The organism is uncultured Faecalibacterium sp. (assembly GCF_900066275.1).
GTDB lineage: Bacteria > Bacillota > Clostridia > Oscillospirales > Ruminococcaceae > Faecalibacterium > Faecalibacterium taiwanense.
The window spans coordinates 42,754-54,269 of record NZ_FMFG01000009.1 but is presented as its reverse complement, the minus strand read 5'-3'; the positions used below and the strand labels follow the sequence as shown (position 1 = coordinate 54,269).

Here is an 11,516-nt window from a genome sequence, read left to right as displayed (position 1 = left end):
CGGAAACAGCATAACATCAAAAACCCGGAACCCTTTTTGAGCCGTTTTGGCCGAGAAAAGGTTCCGGGTTTTGTTCATGATTTTTTCAGAGAGCTATTTTGCAACAGCCCCATTTTCACGGAAAAGGTCCGAACCGAGCACGGCATCCACACTGCCGGCATCAGGCTGCGGGGAACGCCTTGTTCCACACTTCGATCACCTTGAACTTCGGGGTCCAGCCTTCGGGCTCAAAGCGGTCGCCCTTGGCACCCATGGTGCCCTGCTCGGTGCACCACTGTGCGGCCTTGGCCATATCAGGGTCGGTCACATCCGCAAAGGCGGGTGCGCACACGCTCAGCACCATGCACAGCGCCACGAGGGCCGAAAGCAGCCTTTGGGTCAGGGTCGTCTGCTTCATATGGAATTCCTCCTTTTTGCTTACAAGGGGGGGATGCGTCCGCCTTAAAAAGGCCATATTTCACCTTCTTTTTCAATAAAACCTGCGTGAAACGCCCCAAAACCTGCGTGAAAAACGTTTTGCACCGCTGTGCGCGCCTTTGCCCCCTCTTGCAATTTGTGCGCAAAGGGTGTAGAATACAGTCACAATCAAATACAGGGGAGCTTGTGAAGCAGGCTGAGAGGAAGTACCTAAACTTCGACCCTTTTACCTGATGCGGATAATGCCGCCGTAGGAAGTCAGAATGGATGATTTTTTGCAGGAGGCACCGCGGAAGGTGTCTCCTGTTTTTTTGTTGTGTACCTATTACCATTAAGGAGGATGCCTTGTACTTTTCTGCGGAAGTGCCGCAGCGAGCTGAGGGGGAGCGCCCTGAGCTTTGTGACCGTCAGCGATGGGAAGCCGTGTTCCGGCGTGAGAGGAGACCAGCAAGTCTCGACCGCTTCTTATAGTTCCTGCGCCGGGTCTGGCACCGGGTGCGGGCTGTTTGCGGAGGCGCTGTATGGTTTTTGCTGCTTCCGCAGGTTTGGAAAGGAGCCTTGCCTTATGAAAAAACTCTCTGTGAAAAAGCTGGCGTTGGCCGGCATGCTGTGCGCTCTGTGCGTGGTGGGCAGCGTATTCAGCTTCCCCATGTTCGGCAGCAAATGTGCACCCATCCAGCACATGGTCAATGTGACCTGCGCGGTGCTGCTTGGCCCGTGGTGGGGCGTGGGCGTGGCCTTTGTGGCCTCGCTGCTGCGCAACCTGCTGGGTCTGGGCAGCCTGATGGCCTTCCCCGGCAGCATGTTCGGCGCACTGCTGTGCGGCCTTGTGTACCATAAGACCAAAAACATCCTTGCCACCATGGTGGGCGAGGTGTTCGGCACCAGCATTCTGGGCGGCCTGTGCGCTTACCCGGTGGCCATTTTCCTCATGGGCAAGAGCGCCGGCGACATCGCGTTCTATGCCTACATCGTGCCGTTCCTCATCTCCACTGCAGTGGGTTCCATCATTGCGGGCGTGCTGGTGTACAGCCTGCAGCGCTCCGGCGCACTGCGCTCCATGCAGAACAGTCTTTCCTGACGGAGGGGCACCCGAATGTTCAAAACAGAATTCGAGAACCTGCGCCGCACCTGCCCGCTCATCCATAACATTACCAACTACGTCACCGTGAACGACTGCGCCAACATGGTGCTGGCCTGCGGTGCTTCGCCCATCATGGCCGACGATGCCGCCGAGGTGGAGGATATCACCACCATCTGCGGCGGTCTGAACATCAACATCGGCACCCTGAACAGCCGCACCATCACCAGCATGCTGCTGGCGGGCAAAAAGGCAAACCAGCTGGGCCATCCTGTGGTGCTGGACCCGGTGGGTGCGGGTGCATCCCGCCTGCGCACCGACACGGCTTTCCGCCTGCTCAGGGACGTAAAGTTCACCGTGATCCGCGGCAACATCTCGGAGATCAAAACGCTGGCCTCCGGCGCGGGAACCACCAAGGGCGTGGATGCCGATGTGGCCGATAAAGTTACTGAGGCCAATCTGGATTCTGCCGTGGCCTTTGCCAAGGCCTTTGCAGCCCAGACGGGTGCCGTTATTGCCATTACCGGTGCCATCGACATCGTGGCGGATGCCGAAAAAGCCTACTGCATCCGCAACGGCAATGCCATGATGAGCAGCATCACCGGTACGGGCTGCCAGCTTTCGGCCCTGACGGCGGCGTTCGTCACCGCAAACCCCGGCCATCCGCTGGAAGCCGCTGCAGCCGCAGTGTGCGCCATGGGCCTTGCGGGCGAGACCGCCCACAAGCGCCTGACCCCGCTGGACGGCAACTCCACCTACCGCAATTATATCATCGATGCCATTTACAATATGACCCCGGATCAGCTGGAAGAAGGAGCAAACTATGAAGTGCGATAAGCAGAACATGCTTCTGTATGCCGTCACCGACCGCGCATGGGTGGGAAAGCAGACCCTCTATGAACAGGTGGAGAGCGCCCTGAAGGGCGGTGTCACCTGTGTGCAGCTGCGTGAAAAAGAGCTGGACGACGAAGCCTTTCTGAAAGAGGCTGTGGAGATCCATGCTCTGTGCCAGCGCTACGGCGTGCCGTTCTTTGTGAACGACAATGTGGACATTGCCATCCGCTGCCATGCCGAGGGTGTGCACGTGGGGCAGGAGGATATGGCCGCAGCGCAGGTGCGCGCCCGTGTGGGCGAGGGAATGATGATCGGCGTTTCCGTCCACAGTGTGGAGGAAGCACGGGAAGCCGTCAAGCACGGCGCAGACTGCCTTGGCGTGGGCGCAGCCTTTGCCACCCATACCAAGACCGATGTGGATGTTCTGCCCCACGAGACCCTGAAGGCCATCTGTGATGCCGTGGACATCCCGGTGGTGGCCATTGGCGGCATCCACAAGGAGAACATCCTGCAGCTCAAGGGCACCGGTGTGGATGGCGTGGCCCTTGTGAGCGCCATCTTTGCAGCAGACGACATCGAGACCGAGTGCAAAGAGTTGAAAGCCCTGTCGGAGCAGATCATCTGACCGATCCCGCGGCAAACCGGGGACACCACCTTGGGCCGCGTTATAAAATTCATGGAGAAAACCAACATGAAAAGCGTATTTTGCGCAGGTGCCGGCATCCAGAACGTTCTGTTTTTTCTGAATGACGGCTACTTGCCTGCCACCCTTGCCTGCGGGTCGGGAGTTTCTCCGAGGACCGTCCGCTGGGGTGGGACCCTGCTGCCGCAGGCAGTAGGGCGGGCGATGGAATGGCCCGATTCGTGTCCGAGGAGAAAGCTCCCGGCACGCAGACTCCCCCGCATCAATGTATGACCAGCACCCTGCTGTTCAGAGATAAACTGTCATTTGGAGGAACAGAGCGTATGCAGACTTATACCACTCAGATGGATGCTGCCCGCAAGGGCATCATCACGCCGCAGATGGAGATCGTGGCTAAAAAAGAGTATCGCACCACCGAGGAGATCCGCCAGTGGGTGGCCGAGGGCAAGGTAGCCATTCCGGCCAACAAGCACCACGAGTGTTTGAACCCCGAGGGTGTCGGCTCCATGCTGCGCACCAAGATCAACGTGAACCTTGGTGTCTCCCGCGACTGCAAGGACTACAACGTGGAGATGCAGAAGGTGATGAGCGCCGTCAACATGGGTGCCGAAGCCATTATGGATCTGTCCAGCCACGGCAACACCCAGCCCTTCCGCCAGAAGCTGACCCACGAGTGCCCGGTGATGATCGGCACCGTGCCGGTGTACGATTCGGTCATCCACTACCAGCGCGATCTGGCTGAGCTGACTGCACAGGACTTCATCGATGTGGTGCGCCTGCATGCAGAGGACGGTGTGGACTTTGTCACCCTGCACTGCGGCATCACCCGCAAGACCATCGAGCAGATCCGCAAGCACAAGCGCAAGATGAACATTGTCAGCCGCGGTGGCTCTCTGGTGTTTGCATGGATGAGCATGACCGGCAACGAGAACCCCTTCTACGAGCACTTTGACGAGATCTGCGAGATCTGCGCCGAGCATGATGTGACCATCTCGCTGGGCGATGCCTGCCGTCCCGGCTGTCTGGCTGACGCCACCGATGTGTGCCAGATCGAGGAGCTGGTGCGTCTGGGCGAGTTGACCAAGCGCGCATGGGCACACAACGTGCAGGTGATGGTGGAAGGCCCCGGCCATGTGCCCCTGAATCAGGTGGCTGCCAACATGGAGGTGCAGAAGAGCATCTGCATGGGCGCACCCTTCTATGTGCTGGGACCCCTCGTCACCGATATCGCCCCCGGTTACGACCACATCACCGCTGCCATCGGCGGCGCTGTGGCTGCAGCCAGCGGTGCAGCTTTCCTGTGCTATGTGACCCCCGCCGAGCATCTGGCTCTGCCCAATGTGGACGATGTGAAGCAGGGCATCGTGGCCTCCAAGATCGCTGCCCACGCCGCCGATATCGCCAAGGGCATCCCCCACGCCCGGGACATCGACGATAAGATGGGCGATTCCCGCCGCGTGCTGGACTGGGATGCACAGTTCGCCTGCGCACTGGACCCGGAGACCGCAAAGGCCATCCGCGATGCCCGCCTGCCGGAGGACGACCACAGCGACACCTGCAGCATGTGCGGCAAGTTCTGTGCCGTGCGCAGCATGAACAAGGCGCTGGCCGGTGAGTACATCGACATTCTGTAAAAATCTTCTGTTTTGCGCGCAGCAGCGTGCATCTTCCTCCGCCGCCCGGTATGACCGCCGGGCGGCTTTTGTGTTGTAATTCCAAAAAGATTGTGTTAAAATAACAATAAGGCGCTGATTGCAAAATTGGTGGTCATGCTTTCTATCCCGTATCGCTGGTTTTTCTATTTCTACATAGAACAAGCAGAGGTCCGGGAGGAAACTTTTTTGAAAGTACCCTGCCCGGAGCCTTGAAGGCGAAGGGAGGGATATCGAATGAATCTGCTGGAGACTCTCGCATTGCTCACGTTCATTCTCGCGTTGTTGAGCTTGGTCGTGGATGTGATCCGTCTGACCGTTGAGGTCATGGCAAAGTTTTCCCAGATAAAAAGCGATGATAACAAAAAAGATTGACCGCCTCACAGTTCCCCAACTCGAGCGGTCAATCTTTTTGACTAACGGGATGGAAAGCTGACCTTTGCAGTCAGCGCCCCTTCTGTTTGTAGTATAATCGAAGCTATGTGATTTGTCAAGTTATCCTGTTCCATCGATTATTTCTATCAATATTTTAGATTTTACAATTCTTCTGTACTGTACTATAATGAAGTTATCGTCTTCATTCCATTGATCTACAGGAGGAATCTGCCTTGCTGGTAAATCTTATCGAATCCGTCTATCGCCTGCTGTGGGGCGATCTATTCACCATCCCGCTGGGCGGCGGCATCGGCATTTCCTTCATGGTGGTGCTGCTGTTCACGGCGGGCATCTGGTTCCCCTGCCACACCCGTCTTTTGCCGGTGCGGCTGTTCCGGGATATGATCGCCGCCGTGTGCGAGAAAAAGCAGGGCAGGGACGGCCTTTCCTCCTTCCAGACGCTGGTCATTTCCACCGCCACCCGCGTGGGCATGGGCAATCTGGTGGGCGTGGTGGCCGCTGTTTCTGCAGGCGGTGCCGGTGCGGTGTTCTGGATGTGGGTCACTGCCATTCTGGGTGCGTCCACCTCCTTTATCGAATCCACCCTTGCCCAGAAATACCGCCAGCCCGACCCGCTGTACGGCGGCTGGCGCGGCGGACCGGCCTACTATCTGCATGTGCTGGCGGAGCGCAGGCGCGGCAAAAAGCTCAAACGCTCTGTGGTAGCGGCGCTGTTTGCGGTGTCTGGCCTCATCTGCTGGTGCGGCATCAGTCAGGTGATCTCCAACTCGGTCAGTTCCGCGTTTGAAAATGCGTTCCATATTCCGCCGCTTACTACCACACTGGTGCTCACGGCCATTGCGGCGGTGATCGTGCTGCGCAAGAATGCCACCGTGAAAAGTCTGGACGTGATGGTGCCCATCATGGCGGTGTGCTATTTTGTCATCACCGTGGGCATCGTGCTGTTCAACCTGCCCAAGCTCCCGGCGGTGTTCGGGCGCATCTTTGCGGAAGCGTTCGGTCTGCGGCAGGCCGTGGCTGGCGGCTTTGGTGCTGTGCTGATGAACGGTGTCAAGCGCGGCCTGTTCTCCAACGAAGCGGGCAGCGGTTCGGCACCCTGTGCAGCTGCCGCCGCAGAGTGCGACGACCCGGTCAAGATGGGCTTTGTGCAGGCACTGGGCGTGCTGATCGATACGGTGGTGATCTGCAGCTGCACGGCCTTTTTGATGCTGCTGGTGCCGCAGGAGATCACAGAAGGACTTGCGGGCATGGACCTTTTGCAGACTGCCCTGCAGTACCATCTGGGCGGCTTTGGTGTCGTGTTCATTGCGGCCACGCTGGCGCTGTTCAGCTTTTCCACCTTTCTGGGCGTTTTGTACTATGCCCGCGGCAATGTGGCCTATCTGTGCGGCGACAACTGGTGGAGCCAGACCGTGTATAAGCTGATCGCGCTGGCCATGCTGGTGATCGGCGGTATGCAGGCCTACACGGTGGTGTGGGATCTGGGCGACGTTGGCATTGGCCTGATGACCATTTTCAACATGATAGCTTTGGTGCCCATGGCAAAGGAAGCGCTTGCCGCCCTGAACGACTACGAAAAACGCAAAAAACTGCAGTAAATAGCAAAGGCCCGGCTCCCTGTAACATGGGAACCGGGCCTTTCAGGTTATTTTATTGCAGATCAGATTTGTTTAAAAGCAGCCCGCCTGCAAGCCCGGCCAGCGCAGGCAGCACCCAGCCAAAGCCCATGCTGCCCAGCGGCAGAGCGTTGGCGGCGGCAGATACTGCCCCCAGCGGCAGCGCAGCGGCGATGCTCTGCAGGGCGGTCAGGCCCATGCACAGCGGATACACCGCCCGGTGCTTTTCAAGGCCCGGCATAAAGGAAAGCAGGATCAGCACGATGGCTGCGGGATAAATGGCGTTCAGCACTGGAGTGGACAGCCGGATGATGGCAGCAAGGCCGAGGTTCGATACCAGCATACTGGCCACAGCAAAAAAAGCGGCAAGGGCAGGGTAGGGGATGCGGGGCAGAAGCTGATGAAAATACTGACCCACGCAGGCGATCAGGCCCACGCAGGTGTTGAAGCATGCGATCACAAAAATGGCCGCAATGAGCACAAGGCCCGCCCGGCCGAACAGCTGCTGTGCCAGAGCGGTGAGCACCTCGGCACCGGTGGCAAGGCCCGGATACACCGTGCCGGTCTCGGCCCCGGCGTGGCCCAGCATGGCGTAGACCACCAGCAGCAGCCCGCCTGCAATAAAACCGGCCCGGATGGTGCCGCCCTCCACGGCACGGCTTTCTGTGACACCCCGGGCGCGGATGTTCAGGGCGATGACCGCGCCAAAATTCAGCCCGGCCAGCGTGTCCATGGTCTGGTAGCCGTACAGGATGCCCTGCACAGCGGGCAGGGCTGCGTACTCTGCGCTGGGTGTGCCGTAGTGTGCCGCCAGCGGATGGATGAGACACCCGGCAAACAGCACCACGATGAGCACGATCAGGCAGGGGCAGAGGATGCGGCCCAGCCAGTCGGTAAGCTTTTCCGGCCGCAGCGCCACCAGAAAGGCCGCTGCAAAAAACAGCACCGAGTAGGCCAGCTGCAGCCCGGTACCGCCGCCTATCAGCGGCACCAGCATCTGGAAGGAGGTACTGGCGGTGCGGGGGATGGCAAGGCAGGGCCCGATGGAAAGATACACCAGAATGGTGAACACCATGGCGAACACCGGATGCACCCGGCCGGCAAGCTTATCCAGACCGCCTGCCCGTGCCACAGCCACCACGCCCGCAATGGGCAGGCCGACGGCGCTGACGACAAGGCCCGCAAAGGCAGGCCAGAGGCTGGTACCGGCCTGTGCGCCCAGATGCGGCGGGAAGATCAGGTTCCCGGCTCCGAAAAACATGGAAAATAGCGTAAAACTGACCAAAAGCAGGCTTTTGCCGGAGAGCTTCTGCATAGGACAGACACCTCATTTCTTTCTTGCATCAAAGATGACAGAGATTTATACAGTTCAGTTTATCGTTTTATGCATTTCATGTCAAGAAAGAAAAACATGAAGAAAAGTAATGACAGGCATGATAAGCTCTTATGCATCATGATGCACGGGTCATTGGCGTTTGGAAAAAGATGTGGTATGATACTTATACGATCCGCAGAGCGGAGGCCATTTCAGACCGTCAGGAGCAGGAAAGAACCATGAACCAACATAAACAATTTTTTCAGCGGCTGGGCGCTGCAGCCTTCTGGCTGGCGGTGTGGCAGTGCGCCGCCATGGCGGTGGGACAGGAGGTGTTCCTTGTTTCGCCGGTGCAGGCGGTGCGCACTCTTTTGCAGCTTTTGCCGCAGGCAGAGTTCTGGCAGCGGGTGGGTTTCAGCTCCGGGCGCATTCTGCTGGGTTTTGAGCTGGGCGTGGCCGTAAGCATCGTGCTGGCTGTGGCCGCACAGGCGTGGCACACGGCAGATGTGCTGCTTGCTCCGGTGCTGCAGCTGGTCAAAGCCACGCCGGTGGCAAGCTTTATCATTCTGGCGCTGGTGTGGGTGCGGGGGGCATCGCTTTCGGTGCTCATCAGCTTTTTAATGGTGCTGCCCGTGCTGTACGGTGCGGTGCGCACCGGCATCCAGAGCGCAGACCCACAGCTGTTGGAGATGACGAAGGTGTTTCACCTTCCGCTGGGCCGACGGCTGCGGGCGGTGTGGCTGCCTGCGGTGCTGCCAGCCTTCCGGCAGGGATGCAGCGTGGCCCTTGGCATCTGCTGGAAGAGCGGCGTTGCCGCTGAGGTGATCGGCCTGCCCAATGGCAGCATCGGCGATGCACTCTACCGGGCCAAGATCACCCTTTCCACCGGGGAGCTGTTCGCATGGACGTTTGTGATCATCCTGCTCAGCGCCGGGTTTGAAAAGCTGTTCCTGCTGCTTCTGGACTGCGTGACCCGCGCCGTGACCGGGGAGGTGCCGCAATGCTGACCATCGAGCATCTGACAAAACAGTTCGGGAAAAAAACGCTGTTCCGGGACCTGTGCCTCACGGTGAAAGGCCCGGCGGTGCTGTGGGCACCCAGCGGCTGGGGCAAGACCACATTGCTGCGCATCCTCATGGGGCTGGAAGAACCCACTTCTGGCATAGTACAGGACGTTGGCCGGGTGGCAGCAGTGTTTCAGGAAGACCGGCTCTGCCCGCAGCTGACAGCTGTGCAGAACGTGACGCTGGTATTGCCCGGCAGTGCAGAACAATACAAGGAGCAAATTATAGAAGATTTTCAACAGCTTGGCATGGATGCTGCCGCACTGGCCCTGCCTGCAGCACGGCTTTCCGGCGGACAGAAGCGCCGCACGGCTCTGCTGCGGGCTTTGTGGGCCGCCAGCGATACGCTGCTGTTAGACGAACCCTTTACCGGAATGGACCCGGACACCCTTGCCGCTGCTGCGGCGCTGCTGCGGGAGCGCTGCGGAGAAAAGCCTGTCTTGCTGGCTACCCACGACCGCGAAGCCATCCGCCTTCTGGGCTGGCCGGTGGTTGAGCTGGAAAATGCCTGAGCCTGCATCTATCCTATAGAATGAAAAATCGGAAAGACCAGAACGGCCTTTCCGATTTTTTGCTGCTTGGAATATTTTACTGAAAAATACGCAGGGGATACGGCGAACTGCATCAGTTCAGCAGCTTTGCCGGGTCAAGATACTGCTCACCCTGCAGTACTTCCAGATGGATATGCGTCTCCTCGGCGCATTCGTTGGGAATGCTGCCTGCACGGCCAAGTATCTGACCCACACTCACTTCATCGCCGGTCTGCACCGTGGGGTCGGCAGTGCCGCACACCCGCCACAGGTGCCCGGCGCTGTCCTCGATGCACACCACACTGCCCCAGCGGCTATCGGTGTCCACGGCGGTCACCTTACCGGCGGCGGGAGCACACACCTGTGCATCCTGCGCACAGGCGTAGTCCACACCGTTGTGGGTGCGCCAGTCGCCAAGGGTGCTGCTGTACACCAGCTCATCGCCGCTGTAGGCGTTCAAGACCCTGCCTGAGACGGGCTGCGTGGAGACAGGCGCAGCTGAACTGCTGGCAGGCGAGGATGCGCCCTGCAGTGCGGAGGGTTCGTGCACCAAACCAGAGCCAGACTGCGCCCCAGAAGAGGACGCAGAGGATGCGGGCTTGGGTACATTTGCCGCAGATTCTGCGGCGTCGGTCACGGGCTGCTGCCATACATCGTCCTCCTGTGGGTCAAGGGTGAGCTGCGGCTCCGGGGCAGGTTCCTCCTGCGGGGTCGTCAGGTCGTCGTAGCTCTTTTTCAGTTCATCCCGCACGGTGCGCACTGCCCACACGCCCGCCGCTGCGGCTGCGACGAGACAGGCCAGCAGTGCCAGTGTAAAGCCCCTGCTGCGCAAAAACTTTTTGATCTGCTCCATTGTCGTTACTCCCATCTGCTGCATTGTGTACGCATTGCTTCTGGGCTTAGTGTGGGACAGCAGGGCAGGTTTTATGCATTCTTTTATTTAAATGCCCTCCGCGTTGCTCTGGGCATATTTAGAGGAAATGATATTTTGTAATATAGCAGCCCAGCCAGACCTGCGGGTCTGGCTGGCCTGCACTTTCACGGGAAGGGCCGCAGCCGGAAAATGCATCTTCCCTCTGTGGCCTTCTGTGCTGATACCCAGAGTGAAGCGGAGGATATTCTAAATGATATTACCAAACAAAAAGGCTCTCCCTTTTCGGGAGAGCCTTTGCGGATCAAAAATCAGTTGCGGCGGCGGCTGTTCATGCCCAGCAGGCGCACAACATACAGGAAGATGTTGATGAAGTCCAGATACAACGTCAGTGCACCGTAAATGGAAGCCTTCTCGGCCAGCTCACCGTCATAGGCGTAGTAGGAGAACATCTGGCTCAGTTTCTGGGTATCATAGGCGGTCAGCAGCATGAACACCACCAGACCGACAGCGCTGTACAGCACCGTGGTAAGGAAGCTCATGCCGAACAGCATGCCCACAAAGCCGGTGATGATGAGCGCGAACAGGCCCATCATCAGCTTGGGACCCCAGCCGGACAGATCCTTGTGGGTAGTAGTGCCGTAGACCGCCATCAGGCCGAAGTACAGCGAGGTGGCAAGGAAGGCCAGCACCAGGGTGCCCAGATCAAATATCAGGAAGTAGTAGCTCAGCACCATGCCGTTGAGCAGTGCATAGGCAAAGAAGGTGGCTCTTGCACCGCCCACCGACATGTTCTGCACGCGGGAGCTGAGCACATACACCAGCACCAGCTCTGCGATGGTGAACACCAGATACAGCGAGTTGACGACGTACAGCAGCGGGGTAGCGGCTGTAACGAACGCCGCTGCAAAGGTGATGAGCAGGCCTACCGCCATCCAGCGGTAGGTGCGGTTCATATAGTCAGCCGAGGTCATGGCAGGCTCCGTGTAGCCTCGATCGTAACCATTGTAATTGTAATCCATATGGGACTCCTCCAGTCTCTTTCTGCCGGAACACTTTTTCCTTGCTCCGGTCTACGGAATATAGTATACTGCATA

Annotated in this window: 12 protein-coding genes and 1 riboswitch; of the genes, 8 read left to right on the top strand and 4 right to left on the bottom strand. The window is 58.6% G+C overall.

The window, feature by feature from the left end; translation table 11 throughout:
- Positions 1 to 160: 160 nt before the first annotated feature.
- Positions 161 to 397, bottom strand: coding sequence for a hypothetical protein (locus tag QZL71_RS05190; RefSeq protein WP_294648104.1), 237 nt, complete (start codon positions 395 to 397; stop codon positions 161 to 163).
- Between the two features lie 186 nt (positions 398 to 583).
- A riboswitch (TPP riboswitch) is annotated at positions 584 to 691 on the top strand.
- Positions 692 to 982: 291 nt separating this feature from the next.
- On the opposite strand from QZL71_RS05190, the gene thiW reads away from it, so the two are divergent.
- The 6 genes from thiW to QZL71_RS05160 all read left to right on the top strand — a co-directional run bounded on the left by thiW (position 983) and on the right by QZL71_RS05160 (position 6,621).
- Positions 983 to 1,498, top strand: a complete 516-nt coding sequence (gene thiW / locus QZL71_RS05185; protein WP_118528981.1) for an energy coupling factor transporter S component ThiW — start codon at positions 983 to 985, stop codon at positions 1,496 to 1,498.
- A gap of 15 nt (positions 1,499 to 1,513) precedes the next feature.
- Positions 1,514 to 2,335 carry a hydroxyethylthiazole kinase gene (gene thiM, locus QZL71_RS05180; RefSeq protein ID WP_294648101.1) on the top strand — a complete coding sequence of 274 codons (822 nt, stop codon included), beginning with the start codon at positions 1,514 to 1,516 and terminating at the stop codon, positions 2,333 to 2,335.
- On the top strand, positions 2,322 to 2,957 hold the full coding sequence (gene thiE / locus QZL71_RS05175) for a thiamine phosphate synthase (RefSeq protein WP_097775043.1): 636 nt from the start codon (positions 2,322 to 2,324) through the stop codon (positions 2,955 to 2,957). The genes thiM and thiE overlap by 14 nt, the downstream gene beginning before the upstream one ends.
- Before the next feature lie 341 nt (positions 2,958 to 3,298).
- Positions 3,299 to 4,609, top strand: coding sequence for a phosphomethylpyrimidine synthase ThiC (thiC, locus tag QZL71_RS05170; RefSeq protein ID WP_294648098.1), 1,311 nt, complete (start codon positions 3,299 to 3,301; stop codon positions 4,607 to 4,609).
- A 255-nt stretch (positions 4,610 to 4,864) separates the two neighbouring features.
- Positions 4,865 to 5,002, top strand: coding sequence for a hypothetical protein (locus QZL71_RS05165; protein WP_294648096.1), 138 nt, complete (start codon positions 4,865 to 4,867; stop codon positions 5,000 to 5,002).
- 233 nt (positions 5,003 to 5,235) lie between these two features.
- Complete coding sequence (locus tag QZL71_RS05160) at positions 5,236 to 6,621, top strand: alanine/glycine:cation symporter family protein (protein ID WP_294648095.1); 1,386 nt, start codon at positions 5,236 to 5,238, stop codon at positions 6,619 to 6,621.
- Between the two features lie 52 nt (positions 6,622 to 6,673).
- On the opposite strand, the gene brnQ is transcribed toward QZL71_RS05160, so the two are convergent.
- Positions 6,674 to 7,954, bottom strand: coding sequence for a branched-chain amino acid transport system II carrier protein (brnQ, locus tag QZL71_RS05155; RefSeq protein ID WP_294648092.1), 1,281 nt, complete (start codon positions 7,952 to 7,954; stop codon positions 6,674 to 6,676).
- Positions 7,955 to 8,193: 239 nt separating this feature from the next.
- Here brnQ and QZL71_RS05150 point away from each other — a divergent pair, with 239 nt between their 5' ends.
- Positions 8,194 to 8,961, top strand: coding sequence for an ABC transporter permease (locus QZL71_RS05150; protein ID WP_294648089.1), 768 nt, complete (start codon positions 8,194 to 8,196; stop codon positions 8,959 to 8,961).
- Positions 8,955 to 9,530: an ATP-binding cassette domain-containing protein gene (locus tag QZL71_RS05145; RefSeq protein WP_294648086.1), complete on the top strand. Its 576-nt coding sequence runs from the start codon at positions 8,955 to 8,957 to the stop codon at positions 9,528 to 9,530. The genes QZL71_RS05150 and QZL71_RS05145 overlap by 7 nt, the downstream gene beginning before the upstream one ends.
- Positions 9,531 to 9,642: 112 nt before the next feature.
- Here QZL71_RS05145 and QZL71_RS05140 read toward each other — a convergent pair whose 3' ends face one another.
- Both QZL71_RS05140 and QZL71_RS05135 read right to left on the bottom strand, forming a co-directional pair.
- Positions 9,643 to 10,401 carry a M23 family metallopeptidase gene (locus QZL71_RS05140; RefSeq protein ID WP_294648083.1) on the bottom strand — a complete coding sequence of 253 codons (759 nt, stop codon included), beginning with the start codon at positions 10,399 to 10,401 and terminating at the stop codon, positions 9,643 to 9,645.
- Between the two features lie 329 nt (positions 10,402 to 10,730).
- Complete coding sequence (locus QZL71_RS05135; RefSeq protein ID WP_097775049.1) at positions 10,731 to 11,441, bottom strand: Bax inhibitor-1/YccA family protein; 711 nt, start codon at positions 11,439 to 11,441, stop codon at positions 10,731 to 10,733.
- Between the last annotated feature and the right edge of the window lie 75 nt (positions 11,442 to 11,516).